This is a genomic window from Propioniciclava sinopodophylli (assembly GCF_004324755.1).
Taxonomy (GTDB): Bacteria; Actinomycetota; Actinomycetes; order Propionibacteriales; family Propionibacteriaceae; genus Propioniciclava; species Propioniciclava sinopodophylli.
The window spans coordinates 20890-38064 of record NZ_SDMQ01000019.1; the positions used below are offsets into that span (position 1 = coordinate 20890).

Here is a 17175-nt window from a genome sequence, read left to right on the forward strand (position 1 = left end):
AGGGCCCCTGGCGCCAGTGGGCGGCGTCGCGGTGGTTGCGTGTCGGTCAGTAGCCGATCGACTTCAGGTACGCCCGGGAATCGGCGATGCAGTCGAACGGGTCGCGGCCGTAGGTGTCGTCCTGCTCGATGAAGAAGAACTCCGCGCCCGCGGCCTCGGCGGCCGGCAGGAGCTCGGGCCAGTTCATGTTGCCCTGGCCGACCTCGGCGAATTGCGCGATGTTCAGGAAGCCCTGAAAGCCTCCCGCGACGTCGCCCGACATCATCTTGTCGACGGCCTCTTGCGGCACCGGCACAACACGGAAGTCCTTCACATGGATCAGCTTGCACACGCCCGAGTACTCCTTGAGCATGTCCAGCGGCGCCATGCCGCCCCGCTGCACCCAGTGCAGGTCGACCTCGAAGTGCACGCTCGGGGCGACGCGGCGCACGATGTCGAACATCCGCTCCCCGTCGAACTTGGCCAGGTCGACGTGGTGGTTGTGGTAGCACAACGTGATGCCGTCGTCCGCCAGCTTGGACGCCGCGGGCTCCACCTCTGCGGCCCACGCCTCGCAGGCCTCCTTAGACACCATCGCGGTGAACGGCATCATGCCGATGCGGACGAACCGCGTGCCGAGGCGACGGCAGTCGGCCACGACCTTGTCGTAGTGCTCCTCGAGGTTGTCGCCCGTGGCCGTCGGGCCGGGCTTGAGCGCCACCGAGAGGGCACCCACCTGGATGCCCAGCTCGTTGATGCCCTGCTCGAGGGCGGCCGTGTTGGTCTCATCCATCGGGATCTGGCTGACCTCGACGGCGTCGACATCCAGCTCCTTGAGCCGCTGCAGCACGGCCCACATGCCCTCGTCAGCGACCTGCTGACGGAGCATCATCATCTGCACACCCAGAACGGCCATTCTTCAGCTCCTCTGCTCGAACTTGCCCTCGTCGGCGATGCGCTTGTTGAGCTCGCGCATGTAGGTCTCCTCGTCGAAGTCGTCGATCGAGACCTCCTGGCCCGTCCAGCTGGACAGGTGGATGGCGTTCGCGAGGCGGACGCCGTGGATGCCGTCGGAGCCCGGGGCGAGCGGCTCGGCGTCGTGGAGGATCTGGTCGGCGAAGTTCTTCAACACGTCGGAGTGCTGCTGGCCCCACACCGAGCCGTACTCGATGGTCTCCTCGGTCATGAGCTCGGCGCGGTCGAGCTTGCCGGTGAACAGGGCGGCCACGGCGCTCATGTCCATGTTCTGGCTGAGCACCTGCTCGTCCTCCTTGAGGCGCGTGATCGTCACCTTGTTGGAGTTCTCGACGACGATCTTGCCCTTGTCGCACAGGATCTCGAGGCGGTCGGTGCCCGGCAGGTCGTGCGTGCAGGTGATGAACGTGCCGGTGGCGCCGTCCTCGAAGCTCACCAGGGCGTTGACCTCGTCCTCGACGACGATGTCGCGGCGGAACCCGTACTGGGCCTTCGCGAACACGCTCTTCGGGACGCCGCACATCCACTGCCACAGGTCGAGCTGGTGGGGGGCCTGGTTGACCAGGACGCCGCCGCCTTCGCCGCCCCACGTGGCACGCCAGTCGGACTGGGCGTAGTAGGGCTGCGGGCGCCACCACGTGGTGATGATCCAGGAGGTGTGCCGGAGCTTGCCCAGCTCGCCGGAGTCCATGATCGCCTTGAGGTCCTTGTACAGCGGGTTGGTGCGCTGGTTGAAGAACACGCCGAACTTCAGGTCGGGCTTGGTCTCGGCGAACTCGATGACCTCGCGGGCCTGCTTGGTGTAGACGCCGACCGGCTTCTCCAGCAGCGTGTGCATGCCGTGCTCGAGCCCGTAGATGCCCATCTCGGGGTGCAGGTAGTGCGGCACGGTCGTGACGATGGCGTCCACATTGCCGGACGCGATCATCTCCTTGTAGTCGGTGTAGAAGGGGACGCCGTACTCGTCGGCCGCTTCCTTCTTCTCGGGCAGGATGTCGCAGATGGCGCCGATCACCATGTTGGGGACCATGCCACCATCGATGAACTTGGCGTACATGCCGCCCTCGGCGCCCAGGCCGATGATGCCCAGCCGGACCTTGTCCTCCGCCATTGATCGCTCCTTCGCAACGTCTGTGGTCGTGGATTTCACACTAGGTCCGGGTCGCAGGCAACGTGCCGGAACCGTGAGAGTTGCCGCGCTTTGCCCCCAGTCGCCTCACACCAAGAACGCGGTGCCGCGTACCGGACGCCGCCACCACACTGCGTCCCCTCCTGGTGCCCCCTTCGTCCTGGGGAAGGCTAGAACCCCGAGACCTCGTAGGTCTTCTTCAGGATCTGCAACGACTTCATGGCCTCGGCCGGGCTGATCCAGAACGGCTCCGGGTCGTCCACCTTGGCGTAGAAGTCGCGGATGAGCAGCTCGTGCGACACGCCCCAGTACGAGCGGCCCCCCGAGGGCACCTTCCGCTCCTCGTAGGTGTCGAGGCGCCCGTCCTTCCAGGCGACGGTCAGGCCGTTGCGCAGGGAGACGTAGGCGTTCTCGCAGTCCAGCTCGAACTCGACCGGGCGGTGCTGCGGAGCGGTCAGTGTGGCGTAGAACGACGTCTTCAGCCCCGAGGAGTGCGTCAGCAGCATCTCCGCGGTGTCCTCGACCTCGATGACGTCGCCGAACTTGTTGGTCGCCACGTGTCCGGCGATGTCGACGACGTCGCCCATGAACCACTGCACCAGGTCGAGGGTATGGATCGCCTGGTTGATCAGCAGTCCACCCCCCGACTCCTCGCGCGAACCGCGCCACGGCTTGGCCCGGTAGTAGTCCGCGGTCCGCGTCCACACGACGGACGCGTACGCGCCATGGATCTCGCCGAGCTCGCCCGAATCCAGGAGGCGCCGCAGCTCCTGGGAGCTGATGTTGTAGCGGTTCTGGAAGCAGATGCCGATCTTGGGCGCCCGGTCCCCTGCCCGGGCGTCCACCCAGTCGAGCAGGCGCTGGCCGTCCTCGATGGACGCTGCCAGCGGCTTCTCCTGGATGACGTGGACGCCCCGCTCGAGGGCCTCCAGCGTGGGCGTGATGTGCTGGTGGTGCGGCGTCGTGACGTGCACGACGTCGGGCGCCGCGGCGTCCACCAGTTCGTCGATGGACGCGTACGCCGGGACGCCGAGCGTCGCGTTCGCCTGCTCGCGCCGGTCGGCGTCCGTGTCGACGATGCCGACCAGATCGACGCCCTCGATCGTGTCGATCGCCTCGCGGTGGATGATCGCAACGTCACCCCAGCCGACGATGGCCGCCCTGGTCACTGCCATGCGATGTCCTGGTCGGACAGGATCTTGGTGATGGCGTTGTAGGCGTCGGTCCACAGGTCGGGGCCGCACAGGCCGCCGAAGGCGTTGAAGTCGCCCAGGTGGGGCTCGATCGAGAGGAAGCCCTCGTACCCGTCGGCCTTGAGCGCCGCGATGAGCTCGGGGAACTGGCCGTCGCCGTGGCCGGCCGGCACGACCTTGCTGTGGCCGTTGGCGTCGAACTCGGTGGCGGAGGCGTCCTTCACGTGGAGGTAGTGGGTGAAATCCTTCACGAGCGGGTAGGCCTCGTCAACCGGCTTGGCGCCGCACTGCACGTAGTTGGCGGGGTCGAAGATGCCGCGGTAGTGCGGGGAATCCATCTCGGTGATCAGATCGACGACGCGCTCGGGGATGTCGCCGTAGATGTCCTTCTCGTTCTCGTGCAGCATCGTCACGCCGCCAGCCTCGGCGAGGCGGACGAAGGCGCGCGAGCGGTCCATGACCTCGCCGCGGTACTGGGCCGGGTCCTCGCCCTGCGGGATGAAGAAGCTGAACATGCGGATGTAGTCGCAGCCGAAGAACTTCGCGACCTCGACCGCGTGTGCGGCGCGCTTGAGGTGGTCCTCGAACGGCTCGTTGATGAAGATCTTGCCGATGTCGGAGCCCACCGAGCTGAGCTTGATGCCTGCGGCGTCCAGCTTGGCCTTGGCCTCCTCGAGCTGCTCCTGGGTGAGGTCGAGCACCTTGATGCCCCATGCGCTGCGGAACTCGATGTGCTTGATGCCGAGCTTGTTCAACAGGGCGATCTGCTCATCGAGGTCGCTGGAGGCCTCATCGGCGAAACCGGACAACTTCCACATGGGGGGCTCCTTCATCATCGGACGGCGGTCGTGTTGCACTCTAACCACGCACCCCGTTCTCGGAGAGTTGTTGCCGTGTGTGGCCTTGATTCGTCACGACGATCGCGCAGGCCGCCGACCACGCCACCAGCGCCAGCAGTCCCAGGTTGCGCGCGGTGAGGAACGCGAGGGCGCGTTCGGTCAGCTCGCCCCGGTTGACCAGGCCGTCGTAGTGGACGGGGTAGATCGCCAGCGTCAGCCCGCACAACACCAGCACGGTGGCGAAGGTGAGCAGGGCGGGCGCCAGCGGCGGGGCCTGCTTCCCTCCCCGCAGCGCGAGGGCGACGAGCACCGCGGTGGGCGCCGCGAGCCACAGCAGGTACTGGGGCGAGAGCGCGCGCGAGGTGACGACGAACGTCCCGACCAGCACCAGTGCGAGCCAGGCGATGGCGGCCGGGTCGGAGCCGCGCCAGAACCACCAGCCCACGAGCGTGACGCACGCCAGCGCACCGACCACGGAAGCTGCCTGGGCGACGGCCAGCCAGGTCGGCACTGACGTCCCGACGACCTCGTAGGCGACGAACGTGGAGAACCAGACCCGGTAGGCAGGATCGTCCGCCCACGCGTGCATCGGGATGGTCGCCGCCACCGCCTCGATCTGGAGCCCCCGGTCGCGCTGATAGCCCAACGGACTGAGCAGCCGCGTCCAGCCGCCAGCGGCCAGCGAACCGGCGACGAGGGCCGCACCGGTCGCCGCGAGCGCCACCAGCGACGCGCGCCAACCGCCTCGCCGGTGGGCGAGCGGTGCGAGCACGATGGGCCAGATCTTGAGGCCGGTGCCGAGGCCGACCAGCACGGACGCCGCCACGCGGCGGTTCTCCATGGCGAGCAGGACGGCCGCCCCCGCGGCGGCGGCGGGGAGCATGTCGAAGCGCAGGAGCGCCAGTTGCCCCAGGGAGCTGGTCAGCAGCACCCAGGCGAGCACCCCGAGCGGCCCGGTACGGCGGCCCAGCAGCAGGGCGAAGGCGGCGTCGGCGAGCGACGTCATGACGAGGATGGCCGCCCGGTACTGGTCGTGGTGGGTGGCCCCCAGCTCGTACGGGAGCATCAGCAACAGCCCCGCCGGCGTCGGATACTCGCGGAACGCCTCGGCCACCCCGCCCCCGGCCCGGCTGACCTCCTCGGCGGTGGTGAGGTAGTAGTACGTGTCGCCGTACTCGCCGGTGAGCAGCACCCAGGCCCAGGTGGACACCATCTTCGCCACGAGCCAGATCGCGGCGGTCGTGACCACGAGCGAGGCCGCGGTGGCGGCGTCCGGCCCCCACGAGGCGCGCGGCAGGCCGGGCGCGGCGGGAGCGGGCGGAGTCACCGGGCCATCATCCCCCATCTCGCCGACGGTTCGGGTGGGGCCCACCGCGCTGGCGCCTCGTCCTCCCGGGGCAGGCGGCGTCCCGAAGGACGCCGCCCGGCCCGTCAGCCCTGGGTCAGAGCGGGTAGTTGATCACCGCTGACTTGGCGATCACCTCACCGTTGGCGTCCAGCAGCACGGCCTGGGCGTCCTCCCAGCCCTTGTTGCTGTTACCCGACCACCACGATGACTGCGTGGTGGTGCGCACCTGGGTCTTGCCCTTGCGGTCGGTCCAGGTGATCTGGAGCGTGCTCCCCTTCGGCATGAGGTCGACGACGAAGCCGAAGGCCTTGTCGCTGACCCGCTGCGTGGTGATCATCGGGCAGCTGTCCGGGTTGATCGGGTCACCCGACGTGGCGAGCACGTTTTCGTCGGCGTCCAGCACCGTGGCGACGGCGTTGCTCCACCCGGCCTGGCGGTCGCCCGACCACCAGGTCAGCGAGTTCACGGTCGTGAACTGCTTCTGGCCGCCCCGCTCCCACTCGATGCGGAGCTTGGCACCCTCGGGAGCGCCAGTCACGCTGAACCCGAACGAGTTGCAGTCGAACCCGGTCGCCGTGACGAGCACCGGGTCGGCTGCGGGCGCGGCCGGCTTGAGGCCCACGATCACGGGGTCGTGGTCGGAGCTCGCGAACTCGTCGTCGCTGTGGAAGTCGACGGTGTTGTAGTTGCGCCGGCTGTACTGGAACGCGATGGACTCGTCGCCGTTGATGTCCCAGACGGCGGCACCGGTCACCAGGGCCATGGCCTCCTCGTTGGCGAACACGTGGTCCAGCGAGCCCAGGCGGCCCGAGAACTGGTACGTCGCCGAGTCTGGCGCGAAGTGCTTGGCGGTGTTGGTGTAGCCGGCGGCCTCGATGATCTGGACCGGGGTCTCTTTGCTGTACGCGTTGAAGTCGCCCATCAAGAAGGCGGCCTTTCCGGCGAACATCTCGTCGACCCAGGCCACGAGCTGCCGGGACTGCGCCTCACGCGACGGGTTGGACAGGCCCTGGCCTGTGCCGTCGTCCTCGCCGGACCCCTTCGACTTGAAGTGGTTGGCGACGGTCACGAACGTGGTGGGGGAGTCGAGGACGGCGAACTCCTGCGCCAGCGGGTAGCGCGCGTTGGCGAAGGCCTCGTCCAGGTCGATGAAGGACGGACCGACCAGCTCGACGACGCTGGGGTCGTAGAGGAAGGCGGTGCGGATGATGTCCTCGTTCGACGGGGTGACCGTCGGCGTCGGGGCGTAGGCCCAGCGGGTCGTCCCAGCGTCGGCGTTCAGGGCATCGACGAGCTGTGCGAGAGTGTGGTCGCGCGCGTGGTCGATGTAGCTGACGCCGGCGGAGTTCTCGATCTCCATCAGGGCCACGACCTCGGCGTCCATCTTGTTGATGGCGGCGACGATCTTGGCCTGCTGGTCGGCGAACGCGCTCTCGGAGTACGCGCCCCGCACCTCACAGTTGTTGGCGCCGACCGGGTTGCCGTACATGTCGGTGTACGCCTTGCAGCCGGTCTCGTTCACGCCGAGGTCGGTGAAGTAGTTGAGCACGTTGAACGCGGCGATCTCGAGGTCGCCGCCGACGTTCGGCACGGTGTACTCGCGGTCGTTCTCGGAGACGACCGGGTCGTTGGGGTCGGTCGCGCCGACGATCTGGTCGACCGGCTGGTAGTTCCACTGGAAGCGGTAGTCGAGGATCACCGGCTTGGCGAACGTGACCTGGGACGCCGTCCGCAAGGGCTCGTCCGCGCTGAGGTAGGGCAGCGGGGAATTCTTGGCGGTGGCGTTGGTCACGTAGTTCCACGAGGACCCGTCGTCCAGCGTGATGAGCTTGGCGAGGTTGGCGGTCTCGTACGCAGCAGCCTCGTCGCCGGGGGTCACCACGTCGGTGGCCTGGTAGAGCGGCTCATCGCCGAAGGCGAGGCCGAGCTGGCCGTACTGGTTGAGGCCGTAGTTGTTCGTGATCGTGTAGGTGCCCTGCGGCAGCACGAGCATGCCCTCGTACGCCTCCTTCTCGGCGTCCGTCTCCGGCAGGGTGGCGAGCGCGGTCGGGACGACCGGCGCACAGCCCTCGTACTCGGTCACCACGACGCTGCCCGAGATCTGGGTGAGGCCGTTGTACTCACCGGCCGTGCCCTCGACGCGCACACAATCGCCGATCTGGACGTTGTTCGCCGCCCAGTTCGAGAACACGAACAGGCCATCGGACGCCTCGCCCGCGGCCTTCACAGTTCCGCCCGTGCCGGGGGTCTGGATGTAGATGCCGTTGAAACCACCGGTCGGGTAGGCCGCGGTGACGACGCCGTCGGTGACGACGGACTGGCCGGCGAGCGGCGTGGTGTCACCGGTGCCCTGGATCTGCGCGATCGGGGTGATCATCGGCTCCGGGTCGGGGTCAGGCGTGGGAGTCGGGGTGGGCGTGGGAGTCGGCGTGGGGTCCGGGTCGGTCGCCGAGCCCGAGTTGGTCGGCGAGGGGGCGCCGGTGGTGAAGTCGGCGCGGTTGTCGTCGGTGTCGACGAAGTTCGTCCGGCTGGCCGAGGTGGTGTTCGACAACGTCGGCGCGGCGGCGCTGCCCTCGAAGCGGACGGCCGAGCCGAAGCCGACGAGATCGACGATGCCGGCGGGGCCGTTCAACTCGACGATCCCGTTCGTGCCCGACATCGGGGCCGTGCAGATGGTGTCCGGGGTTGGGAGCGGTTCGGTGCCGCCGGCGCCCTTCGCCTGCTGGATCAGGTAGTGGGAGTTGGCGGCAACCGAGCCGCTCAGGGTGCAGGTGTTCCCGATGTTGCCACCCGACGAGTAGTACTTGACGGTGTAGCCGGTCACGTCGATCGTGGCGCTGGTCGGGTTGTACAGCTCGACGAAGTCGTGGGTGTAGGTCGCGCCGGAGTTACCCCCGCCGCCGTACACCTCGTTGATGATCAGGCCGCTTCCATCGGGTGCTGCGGACGCCGGCAAGGCGGTCAGACCCGTCACGGCCAAGGCCGTGGCCGCCAGTGCGGCGACTCCTCGGCGCAGGTGGGTGGTGAGTTGCATGGGCTCGGTCTCCCTGGTCCAGGCCGCCGACGGTGGCGGCTCCTCAGGGGCACGCTACGGGACAAAAGCGCTCGTGGCAGCACCTTGGAGCGGGTGCACCTTCAAGAGTTCAGAAGGAGTTCATCTGGCTGGGCCTCAGCGGTCGCCATCTCCCCCCACCAGACCCATGTCGGTGCCCTCGAAGCCGTCGGGGCGGTCGTCCCAACCCGTCGGGTCGAATGACCGGCCGCGGTTCTCCAGCGCGGCGCGGTCGAGCACCTCGGGGCCCTCGGAGGCCCCGGGCGGGGGGTACGGCGCGGCGGCGTGGCCGGGCACGGTCGGGGGCGGTGTCGTGTCAGCGAGCAGGGCCTCCTCCCAGGCGTCCCGATCGGGCGCGACCGGGGGCAGTGCCCGATTCCTCCGCAGCGAGAGGCCGACCAGGACGCCGACCAGGAGGACGCCCAACAGCGCACCCAGTGCGACGATGCTCAACCAGCCAGCGGCCATGGCGGCCTCCCCTCACTCCACTCCCAGCCTAGCGACCTGCGCTCACACGAAGACGATCTGCGCGCCCTCGCTCAGCGGCCAGCCCGTTCATGTCGAAGCTCAACCAGCAGCCCACAGGTGGCGGCCCGAGGCGACGATGATGTCGAGCATCCCGCGTACCCCTTGAAGGTGCGGCCCGCCGTTCAGAAGCTGAGCAAGGCGAAGAACGGCAGGAGCGGGACCATGATCCCGGTGCTCATCCAGAACATGCCGAAGTTCATCGCGAAGTCCGACAGCGCGGCCATGCGGAACTTCGGCGAGCCCACCGGACGCACCTCGTGGCACGAGGGAGCAGTCTCGACGCGGGCGGCCGTGGCGAGGGCGAGCGAGCGGCCGTCCGAGTCATTCGCGACCGGGCCGAGCGCGGGGCGGGGCAGGTCGCAGGTGCAGTCCGGACCGCAGGTGCAGGTGCCGCCGCAGCAGTCGGACGCCGTGGCCACCGGTGTCGCAGGGGCGAGGGCCTGCCGCAGGGCGTGGACCGAGGCGACCAGCAGGTAGGCCATCAGCGGGACGCCCACGACCGCGAACCACCACAGGACGCCGCCGGGCTGCTGGGCGGCCATCATCGGGTTCATGCCCCCGGCGTCGGCCTGCCCGGACTGTGCCGCCATCTTCAGCGGCCGCATGACCGCCATCGCGGCCACGTGCCAGGCCATCGCCGCGAACATCGTGGCGTGGCCGACGAAGTGCCACCCCGACGAGCGCTGGGCGGCCACGAACGCCCGCACCGCGAGCCAGGCGAACCACACAACGCTGGCGGCGAAGAAGCCGGCCAGCACCCAGATCGGGATGATCTTGATGAGCGTCATCCACGTGGGCCCGGCCACCATGAGCAGCATCACGACGGCCATCACCAGGTGGAGGCCGTTCGAGACCCGCTGCCGCCAACTTTGAGGGCGGGTCATCTCGTAGATGCTCCACGCCGTGCACCACAGGTAGAGAACGAACAGCCCGACAAACTTCACCGGCACGGTGGCGAACGAGAACATGCAAAACCCTCCTGATGCGGACGCCTGGCACGTCCTCCGCCCCAGTAGTCGGCCGGGCTGGGCCGAAAGTTCCCGAGGATCCGAGTCACGTCCGACCTTGGACAAACCTTCGACCAAGCGGGGGTCGTCACGTAACGTGGCCAACCACACGGATCTCACCCAACCACCGTGTGACGAGAGACATCATGGATCGCGACCTGCTCCGCCGCCTGTGGGTGACCGCCATGGCGGCCCTGTGCGTCTACACCACCCTGCTGGGATTCGGGGTGATCGGGACGCGGGTCGAGGACTCGTCCTCGGGCGTCCTGTCTGCCGACGCGACGCTGCTCGCCCCCGGCGGTCCGGCGTTCTCGATCTGGTCGCTCATTTACGTGGGTCTGGCCGCCTACACCGTCTGGCAGTGGCTGCCGTCGCAGTGGACGGCCGAACGCGCCCGCGCCACCGGCTGGCTGGCCGGCGCCTCGATGGGGCTCAACGGCGCCTGGCTGCTGGTCACACAGGTGGGGCTGATCTGGATCAGCGTCGCGGTCATCGCCGCCCTGGTCGTCGTTCTCGGTCTGCTGATGGACCGCGTCACCGCCCATCCCGCCGCCGGCACGGCCGACCGGGTCGTCATTGACGGCACGTTCGGCGCCTACCTCGGCTGGGTGTGCGTCGCGGCCTGCGCCAACGTCGCCGCGGCCGGGGTCTCGTCTGGCTGGAGCGTCGGCCCGTTCGCGGACCAGCTCCTCGCCGTGGCCGTCCTCGCGGTGGCCGCCGGCGTCGGGGTCCTCTTGGCGAAGCGCCACGGCGGACGTCTCGCGCTCGCCGCGGCGTCCGCCTGGGGGCTGGCCTGGATCGCCATCGCCCGCCTGACCGACCAGCCCTCCTCGACCATGGTGGGCTTGGCCGCTGCCGTCGCCGCGGCCCTGGTGCTCGGCGCGGCGTTGGCGTTCCGCGGGGGCCTCCTGCCGCAGCGGCACTCCACAGCGACCGCCCGTTGACGATCATCGCGCTGCCACTTGCCCACATCCTGGCCCGAGGGCTGCAGTTGGTGGCCGTCGCCGCGGGTATGAAGGTCGTCCACGAGGGCGAGCGGACGCGCGTCGTCGCCGCCTTCGGCGAGGTGCGCCCGACGTTCATGGTCGTCGTGCCCCAGCTGCTGGTGAAGATCCGCCAGGCCGGGCGCGACAGGGCGGCGGACGCCCGCATCGGTCCGGTGTTCCGGCTCGCCGAGTCGACCGCGGTCGCGTGGGGGCGCCACCTCGAGGCGAGACAGGACGATCCCGGACGTCGGGCGCGGCCTGCCCTGCGCGTGCGGCACGCCTTCTTCGACCGCCTCTTCTACCGGCGGATGCGGCGCCTGATGGGTGATCGCGTCGAGTGGCTGTTGTCCGGCGCGGCGGGGCTCGACCCGACGCTGGCGCACTTCTTCCGCGGCATCGGTGTGCCGGTCATCGAGGGCTATGGCCTCACGGAGACGACGGCGCCCGCGACCGGGCTACGTCCCGGTGACCTGCGGGCCGGCAGCGTGGGGACGCCGCTGCCGGGCACGACCATCCGGATCGCCGACGACGGCGAGGTGCTGGTGCGGGGCGTCGGTGTCTTGCCCGGTTCCGTGGACCCGGCCGACGACGCCGGCGCTTTCGTCGACGGCTTCTTTCGCACCGGCGACCTCGGCTCGCTCGACGACGCCGGGCGGCTGACACTCCACGGGAGGCGCAAGAACCTGATCGTCACGGCGTCCGGCAAGAACGTCGCCCCCGAGCCGTGGGAGGACGCCGTCACCCGCTCCCCCTTGGTCGCGCACGCGGTGCTCGTCGGCGAGGGACGCAGCCACCTCACCGCCCTGCTGCTCGTCGACCCCGACGGCGTCCGGCGGTGGGCGCAGCAGTCGGGCAACACAGACGTGGTGGCCCACCTGGACGCCCCGCTCCCTGACGACGGGCTGGTGCTGGACCACCCTGCCCTGTTGGCGCGCCTGCAGCGGCCCTTCGACCGGGCCAACGCGGAGGTCTCCCGGGCGGAGCAGGCGCGCGCCTTCGTGCCCCTGCTCGTGGACGTCACCGCGGCGTCCAACTTCATCACGCCCACGCTCAAGCTGCGCCGCGACACGTTGTTGGAGGCTGCGGCCCGTCACATCGAGGCGCTCTACGCGCCGCACTGACCCGGCGACCCTGGGACTGGGCTGGCGTTCCTGCACGCGGCTGGCTTCCGCCCGCCTTGCTGGGGTTCGGCCACCTCGCGGGCGGCCCAGGGCCAGCGGGGTGGGGGGGACGGCAGCGACGTGGCGGAGCGCCGGCAAGGTGTGATCGTGCTGCCGATGGCAGTGGTTCGGCTCAAGGACAGCCTCCGCCGAAACACCGGATAGGCGCCGAAGCTGCGGCATGCGGGTCAGCCGCCACGGAGCCATCGGGGTTTGCAGCATTCCCTACGGCGTATCGAGCGCCTGGCGAGACTCACTCCGGACGGCGCGGTCGATCAGTGAACTCATCGCGACCGAAGGTTCTGGCGAAGCACGTGCCAATGAGGTCAGCCGGGGGGCCTTGTCCCGCCTCTGAAGCTACTGCCGCCGGTCAGGTTGCTGCCCCCGTTGATGCGTTGCGCGTTGGTGCTGCTGGGGATCGCCTCTTGGGCGTCGGACAGGACAATCCGGTCACTGGCCTCGACGCCGTCGGTGATCTCCGGCATGGGGGCGCCGGGAGTCGGCTGCTCGTGGTGTCCGGCGGGTGTGAAAGTGAGAGGGGCCAGTCGCTCAGCCCCGAGATTTTGCGAGCAGGATCCGGGATGGAAACTGAGAGTGCGGCATGGCCGGACGCGAGATCGAAGGGCACCACCCCTCATATCTTGCACGGAGTGCCAATCCGGAGCCGGTTACCGTCAGGGTCGCGCACCTCGATGTCACGACCCCACGGCATGTCGTCGATCCCGGCCACGCCGAGCATCTGTGCCACGGCGTCGATATCGGGCACGTACAGATAGAGCAGTGTGTCCGGCTGGGCGTCACCGGTGTGCTCTGAGAGGTGCAGCCAGTTCTGGTCCTGCCGCAGCCCGAGATACAGCGGGAACCCCGGCTCGAACTGGTGGCGCCACTCAACAGCGAAGCCGAGTTGCGAATACCGCCGCGCGGACGCCTCCGCGTCGGCGACCCGGAGCACGGGTGCCTGCGCAAGCAGGCTCCCGCGGGGATCTCTTGAGCCAGCCTGAGCTGGTTCCCGACTCATACACCCATTGTGCATCCGCAGGGATGGCGGCAGATCCGGGTGTTTGGCGCCTTGAATCGCCGGAGCAGATAGCGGGGTGTGCTCCTCCCCGGTTCCTCCACGCCGAGCGGTCCAGCAGCCACATCGGCTGGCCTCAAGAGCAATTACAAGATCACCGCCGCGCACCGCCTATGCGGTGACCACAAGGTGTCCCGGATCAGATCCCAGGGGCTGGGCGCTTGCAGGCAGCCCGAGGGCAATCGGTGCTGGCTTGGGCGTCGGTGATACGCCTCATCTGTAGCATCCATGCTGCAATGCCGAATCGGTTGCCCAACGATGGAGTCGATATGGATGAGGAGCATCTCGTCGCGGACGAGGATAGGAGTCGCTACGCAGCCCAAATGGAGCGCATCAAGCTCAGGATCGATGAGGCGCAGCGCGTAGCCTGCGAACTCGGAGACGAACGAGGACTCATCTACGCCGCAGCCCAACTCCGGCTTGCGATCGAGGAGATTGCGTTCGCTTCACTCGTGGGGAATCGGAAGGCTATGGAGGAAGCAGAACGAACTCTTGCTCTCAATGGATGGGACAAAGCCATTAAGAGTCTCCGAACTGTGAACCCCGAGTACTGGCCTCGCGGCGTCATCGAGATCCGAGGCGAAACGAACGAATGGATCGACGTGACCGATGGCCTGTTCGAGTCGGATGTTGCGAGGACTTGGGGTCGGCTCAGTCAGTTGCTTCATGCTCGGAATCCTTGGCGTGGGGTTCCTGACCTCAAGTCCGAAGGCGAGTTCATGATGTCACTGATCGGTCAGTTGCGAACCACCCTCAACGCTCATTTCATAACGCTGGCAGGCGACCGGCAGAAGCTCTTCTGCCAAGTGGGCTCTCAGCCCGTACGGGTCTACTTGTTCACTCGAGTCGATGAGTAGCAATCTCGTGGCGCACGCGGGGTTCGACGCGATGCTCCAGTTCGCGGCCGTCTGGCCGCAGCGGGGGGTCGAGGGATTTGCCGGGATCGGCCGTCACGTCGCCGAGCGACTCCTGTGCCAGGGCGAGTCGGTGGTGGACGTGCCGGCCAAACTGTCGGCCCGGATGCGGATGTTCACCACCGGTCAGGGCCGCAAGACCGGCGACACCGACGCCCACGCCATCGCCCTGGTCGGGGTCCGGATCACCGGCCTGCCCCGGTCGTGTCAGATGAGCAACTGGAGGTCCTGCGCCTGTTGGTCGACCGGCGCCGACGCATCGGTGAGGAACACGTGGGGCGCGCTGGCCGTGGCCTTCATGTACCCGGACGAGTCTCACCAGCGCCGGATCAGGTGCCAGAGTTGTTCTAGCCACCGGTATCGTCGGAGCTGCTCTCTCTGGCCCTGTCGACGGAGGTCTGTGGCGTCTCGCTGCTGAGCTTCGGTGATCTCGTCAGGCGTGAATCGGTTCGCCCAACGGATTCGACCGTGGTCGATCCAGTAGTGGGATTGACAGGGCAGATTCCAGTTGCCGATCGAAGGCTTCAGCGTGACGTTGCGTCCGTCATAGGTGAAGCGCCATTGCGCTGGCGACAAGGGGGCTATGACTTCGAGTCCACAGCCGCAGGCGCAAAGGTGAGCGGTGGTGTTGTATCTGATCGAGACGTAGATGCGATCCGCCTCGAGAGGCTCTGGGAAGCGGTCCACGAACACTGGGTCGAGGCGGCTCGCTGGCATCGGGCGGCTCATGCGAAGTCTTCGTTGGAGATCTCGTTGGTGTAGATCGAGTAGGTGCAGAAGCCCTCCCGGTCGCCGGCATAGAAGCCGAGGTGCCGCTTCCACCGAATCACGGCCATGAGAGCGTTGAGGGCGTTGAGGTCGGCGATTTGGATATTCCGGCCATAGTCCTCCCCTCCCCCGGCTCCTTGCGGGATCCGGTCGAGCAAGTGCACATGATCGCGGTGGTCGGGTGTGCTGGTGGTGGTCCGGAGCAGTCCGGTAAGCCGTCCGTCCACCTCTTCGATTCCCATGCCGACGTCGATGAAGCCGGTCTGATGGCCTTCAAGGTAGGTGATGATTGCCGTCTTGCCGTGCGGGTCGTCGGAGCAGAGGAACACGAAGTCGAGACCGTCGAGCAGGTTGAGGTTGGTGGATTGCAGGTACTCGGCGTGGGGCTGGATCGCTCGGCGCATGTGTCCGTACAACTCGGCGAAGTACTCGACCTTGAACGGGTGCGCCTGGAGGGTGGCGAGGCGGGCTGCTCCGGGAGCTCGGAAGGCGTTGTGGTTCTCGAAGCGGTCGCCGTCGATCAGGCGGATCTGGGCCACCGGTGTCTTCGCGACCTGATCCAGAACGTATCCTCCGGTGCCACCTAGCCCCACGATGCCGATCTTGAGGCCGCGAAACAGCGCGTTGAGGCGTCCGAGAGCGGCCCGTGAGGTGGCAGTGTCGGGGTAGACGAAGACATCGTCTTGGGGAGCGTCGCCATCCCAGTCGGGGCCGGGAGTGGCGGTCACTGTCGGGTCCAGTGCAAGCGCTTCGTGGGAAAGGATCCGCACGTATTCTGTGACCTTGGCGTACTGATCGGGGTACACGCCTTCAGGCATGGGCTTGGACGAGAGCATGTAGTTGGCGGAGAGCCCGGGTCGAATCTCGCGTGGATTGGTGCTGGCCAGGATCAGCGGTTGGCCGCTGGCGCTGTGGGGCTGGTCGCCCACCAGCCACAGCTCGTGGGCGCATTGCGGCAGGATCCGGTCACCGGAGTAGGTCACCGGGTAGGCCAGCTGGCCGTAGGCGACCGTGTGGGTGGCGGTGACGTAGGGCACGTGGTGAACGATCAGCCAGTTGTTGTCCAACGAGAGCCTGTAGCCCTCCTGGACGAGTCGCTGCAGGTCGGGCTCACGAGCGAACGGTGCGGACGACATCGAAGACCATTCCCTTCTTGACGGCGACGGTCTTGGCGGAAGTGAGTGTCCCGGTGCCGTGGCCGTCGTGGCCTCGGCTGTACCGGACGGTGTAGGTGATGTCGGGGTTGGGGGTGTCGTCGGGGTAGGCCAACGCCACGACCTGTTCGTAGCTGATCTTGTTGTTGGTCCAAGTCCGCGGCCGCGTGTTGACGATGACGGTGGTGTGGCTGTTGGCGTTGTGAGGCATGAGGTTCTCCTTGCGTTGCGAACGGAGCAGACATCGATCCGAGTGTCCGCAGGACCCTTGTGGTCCCTTCTGCCTGGTAGTCGCCTCAGCCGCAGGTTTCTTTAGGGCTGCCTCACTGACAGTCGACGCAGATCCCGTCGGTGCCCACCAGGTGCCGCTGCTTGCGCTGGAAGCAGCGGCTGCACAGGAGCTCGCTCGCGGCCCGCTTGTCGCATTGGCACTGCTTGCAGCTTGGGCAGTAGAAGCCGTTGCAGTCCGGGCAGGGGAATGTCGAGACTTGATGGGTCTTGCCGCAACAGGTCAACTCGCCCAAGAATCCTCGTCGGTACTCGCGAGGCCCATCCAGATGCAACTGCTCGCTGCCCCAGAGGTCGCGGTCGGCGAAGATCGCTACAATTTTCCCGTAGTGGCGGCACGCGTCGACGTAGTAGGGGGCCTGATCTCCCCACGGTGTGGTCCAGGTCATCCGCCGTCGAGCATCGAGTTCGGAGCCGTCACGCAGCCGCTGCAGGGGATGGCCCTCGGGGAGAAGCTGGCGACGCCAAGGAAAGCTGGCCGGCCAGCCCCGCTCGCTGTCGGGCTGAACGCAGGCCAGGTCGACCTCTCCCCGTTCGATGTTGATCAGGACGATCCCGGCCGGTCCCATGAGGCGCCGGCTCAGCGCGATCGCGCAGACCGCCATGCTCGCCTGCGAGGCCTCGAAAAGGTCCACCACACCGGTGGCGCTGATCCCTGATCCACCGGTGTCGTGGCGGGTGTGGGCGTGGCATGGGGCGAGGTGACCGTTCTGAGCAGGGAGGATGGTAATTGCTGAAGTCGCCGTCCACCGCGTCGAAGGGTCACCTCGTAAGTGAAAG

Annotated in this window: 18 protein-coding genes; 3 read left to right on the top strand and 15 right to left on the bottom strand. The window is 67.8% G+C overall.

Going from position 1 to position 17175, the window contains the following annotated elements; translation table 11 throughout:
• Positions 1-46: 46 nt before the first annotated feature.
• The 8 genes from ET989_RS13860 to ET989_RS13895 all read right to left on the bottom strand — a co-directional run bounded on the left by ET989_RS13860 (position 47) and on the right by ET989_RS13895 (position 10011).
• Entirely contained in the window at positions 47-895 is an 849-nt protein-coding gene (locus ET989_RS13860) for a sugar phosphate isomerase/epimerase family protein (protein ID WP_131169991.1), read from the bottom strand.
• 3 nt (positions 896-898) lie between these two features.
• Positions 899-2065, bottom strand: coding sequence for a Gfo/Idh/MocA family protein (locus ET989_RS13865; RefSeq protein ID WP_131169993.1), 1167 nt, complete (start codon positions 2063-2065; stop codon positions 899-901).
• 188 nt (positions 2066-2253) lie between these two features.
• Positions 2254-3258: a Gfo/Idh/MocA family protein gene (locus ET989_RS13870; RefSeq protein ID WP_131169995.1), complete on the bottom strand. Its 1005-nt coding sequence runs from the start codon at positions 3256-3258 to the stop codon at positions 2254-2256.
• Positions 3249-4094, bottom strand: a complete 846-nt coding sequence (locus ET989_RS13875) for a sugar phosphate isomerase/epimerase family protein (RefSeq protein WP_131169997.1) — start codon at positions 4092-4094, stop codon at positions 3249-3251. The genes ET989_RS13870 and ET989_RS13875 overlap by 10 nt, the downstream gene beginning before the upstream one ends.
• Before the next feature lie 40 nt (positions 4095-4134).
• On the bottom strand, positions 4135-5442 hold the full coding sequence (locus ET989_RS13880) for a glycosyltransferase 87 family protein (protein WP_165490189.1): 1308 nt from the start codon (positions 5440-5442) through the stop codon (positions 4135-4137).
• 115 nt (positions 5443-5557) lie between these two features.
• The gene (locus ET989_RS13885) at positions 5558-8497 is read right to left on the bottom strand and encodes an ExeM/NucH family extracellular endonuclease (RefSeq protein ID WP_131170001.1); all 2940 of its coding nucleotides are present in this window, start codon (positions 8495-8497) and stop codon (positions 5558-5560) included.
• A 135-nt stretch (positions 8498-8632) separates the two neighbouring features.
• Positions 8633-8983, bottom strand: coding sequence for a hypothetical protein (locus ET989_RS13890; RefSeq protein WP_131170003.1), 351 nt, complete (start codon positions 8981-8983; stop codon positions 8633-8635).
• A gap of 182 nt (positions 8984-9165) precedes the next feature.
• The gene (locus ET989_RS13895; RefSeq protein ID WP_131170005.1) at positions 9166-10011 is read right to left on the bottom strand and encodes a DUF5134 domain-containing protein; all 846 of its coding nucleotides are present in this window, start codon (positions 10009-10011) and stop codon (positions 9166-9168) included.
• A gap of 185 nt (positions 10012-10196) precedes the next feature.
• Between ET989_RS13895 and ET989_RS13900 the strand changes: the two genes are divergently transcribed.
• Together ET989_RS13900 and ET989_RS13905 are read left to right on the top strand one after the other, a co-directional pair.
• A complete protein-coding gene (locus tag ET989_RS13900) occupies positions 10197-10994 on the top strand; it encodes a tryptophan-rich sensory protein (RefSeq protein WP_131170007.1) in 798 nt (265 codons plus the stop codon).
• Positions 10991-12157, top strand: a complete 1167-nt coding sequence (locus ET989_RS13905; protein ID WP_131170009.1) for an AMP-binding protein — start codon at positions 10991-10993, stop codon at positions 12155-12157. The genes ET989_RS13900 and ET989_RS13905 overlap by 4 nt, the downstream gene beginning before the upstream one ends.
• A gap of 365 nt (positions 12158-12522) precedes the next feature.
• Here ET989_RS13905 and ET989_RS15055 read toward each other — a convergent pair whose 3' ends face one another.
• On the bottom strand, positions 12523-12681 hold the full coding sequence (locus ET989_RS15055; RefSeq protein WP_165490190.1) for a hypothetical protein: 159 nt from the start codon (positions 12679-12681) through the stop codon (positions 12523-12525).
• 149 nt (positions 12682-12830) lie between these two features.
• Positions 12831-13148, bottom strand: a complete 318-nt coding sequence (locus tag ET989_RS13910; RefSeq protein ID WP_206662383.1) for a glyoxalase superfamily protein — start codon at positions 13146-13148, stop codon at positions 12831-12833.
• A 392-nt stretch (positions 13149-13540) separates the two neighbouring features.
• Between ET989_RS13910 and ET989_RS13915 the strand changes: the two genes are divergently transcribed.
• The gene (locus tag ET989_RS13915) at positions 13541-14128 is read left to right on the top strand and encodes a hypothetical protein (RefSeq protein WP_131170012.1); all 588 of its coding nucleotides are present in this window, start codon (positions 13541-13543) and stop codon (positions 14126-14128) included.
• Here ET989_RS13915 and ET989_RS15060 read toward each other — a convergent pair.
• From ET989_RS15060 to ET989_RS13930, 5 genes are all read right to left on the bottom strand, one after another.
• Complete coding sequence (locus tag ET989_RS15060) at positions 14109-14345, bottom strand: hypothetical protein (protein ID WP_165490192.1); 237 nt, start codon at positions 14343-14345, stop codon at positions 14109-14111. The genes ET989_RS13915 and ET989_RS15060 overlap by 20 nt on opposite strands.
• Positions 14346-14500: 155 nt before the next feature.
• Positions 14501-14914, bottom strand: a complete 414-nt coding sequence (locus tag ET989_RS15065) for a ubiquitination-like system serine protease family protein (RefSeq protein ID WP_165490193.1) — start codon at positions 14912-14914, stop codon at positions 14501-14503.
• Positions 14911-16089 (bottom strand): ThiF family adenylyltransferase, encoded by a 1179-nt coding sequence (locus ET989_RS13925; protein ID WP_165490194.1) that lies wholly within the window; start codon positions 16087-16089, stop codon positions 14911-14913. Before ET989_RS13925 ends, ET989_RS15065 begins: the two co-directional genes overlap by 4 nt.
• Positions 16064-16318 carry a multiubiquitin domain-containing protein gene (locus ET989_RS15070; protein ID WP_165490195.1) on the bottom strand — a complete coding sequence of 85 codons (255 nt, stop codon included), beginning with the start codon at positions 16316-16318 and terminating at the stop codon, positions 16064-16066. The genes ET989_RS13925 and ET989_RS15070 overlap by 26 nt, the downstream gene beginning before the upstream one ends.
• A gap of 112 nt (positions 16319-16430) precedes the next feature.
• The coding region (locus ET989_RS13930; protein ID WP_206662384.1) for a hypothetical protein at positions 16431-17175 on the bottom strand (745 nt) is incomplete at its 5' end.

Coding starts and splice junctions, on each gene's coding strand:
- ET989_RS13860 (WP_131169991.1), bottom strand. CDS start 895: ATGGCCGTTCTGGGTGTGCAGATGATGATGCTCCGTCAGCAGGTCGCT.
- ET989_RS13865 (WP_131169993.1), bottom strand. CDS start 2,065: ATGGCGGAGGACAAGGTCCGGCTGGGCATCATCGGCCTGGGCGCCGAG.
- ET989_RS13870 (WP_131169995.1), bottom strand. CDS start 3,258: ATGGCAGTGACCAGGGCGGCCATCGTCGGCTGGGGTGACGTTGCGATC.
- ET989_RS13875 (WP_131169997.1), bottom strand. CDS start 4,094: ATGTGGAAGTTGTCCGGTTTCGCCGATGAGGCCTCCAGCGACCTCGAT.
- ET989_RS13885 (WP_131170001.1), bottom strand. CDS start 8,497: ATGCAACTCACCACCCACCTGCGCCGAGGAGTCGCCGCACTGGCGGCC.
- ET989_RS13890 (WP_131170003.1), bottom strand. CDS start 8,983: ATGGCCGCTGGCTGGTTGAGCATCGTCGCACTGGGTGCGCTGTTGGGC.
- ET989_RS13895 (WP_131170005.1), bottom strand. CDS start 10,011: ATGTTCTCGTTCGCCACCGTGCCGGTGAAGTTTGTCGGGCTGTTCGTT.
- ET989_RS13900 (WP_131170007.1), top strand. CDS start 10,197: ATGGATCGCGACCTGCTCCGCCGCCTGTGGGTGACCGCCATGGCGGCC.
- ET989_RS15055 (WP_165490190.1), bottom strand. CDS start 12,681: ATGCCGGAGATCACCGACGGCGTCGAGGCCAGTGACCGGATTGTCCTG.
- ET989_RS13915 (WP_131170012.1), top strand. CDS start 13,541: ATGGATGAGGAGCATCTCGTCGCGGACGAGGATAGGAGTCGCTACGCA.
- ET989_RS15065 (WP_165490193.1), bottom strand. CDS start 14,914: ATGAGCCGCCCGATGCCAGCGAGCCGCCTCGACCCAGTGTTCGTGGAC.
- ET989_RS13925 (WP_165490194.1), bottom strand. CDS start 16,089: ATGTCGTCCGCACCGTTCGCTCGTGAGCCCGACCTGCAGCGACTCGTC.
- ET989_RS15070 (WP_165490195.1), bottom strand. CDS start 16,318: ATGCCTCACAACGCCAACAGCCACACCACCGTCATCGTCAACACGCGG.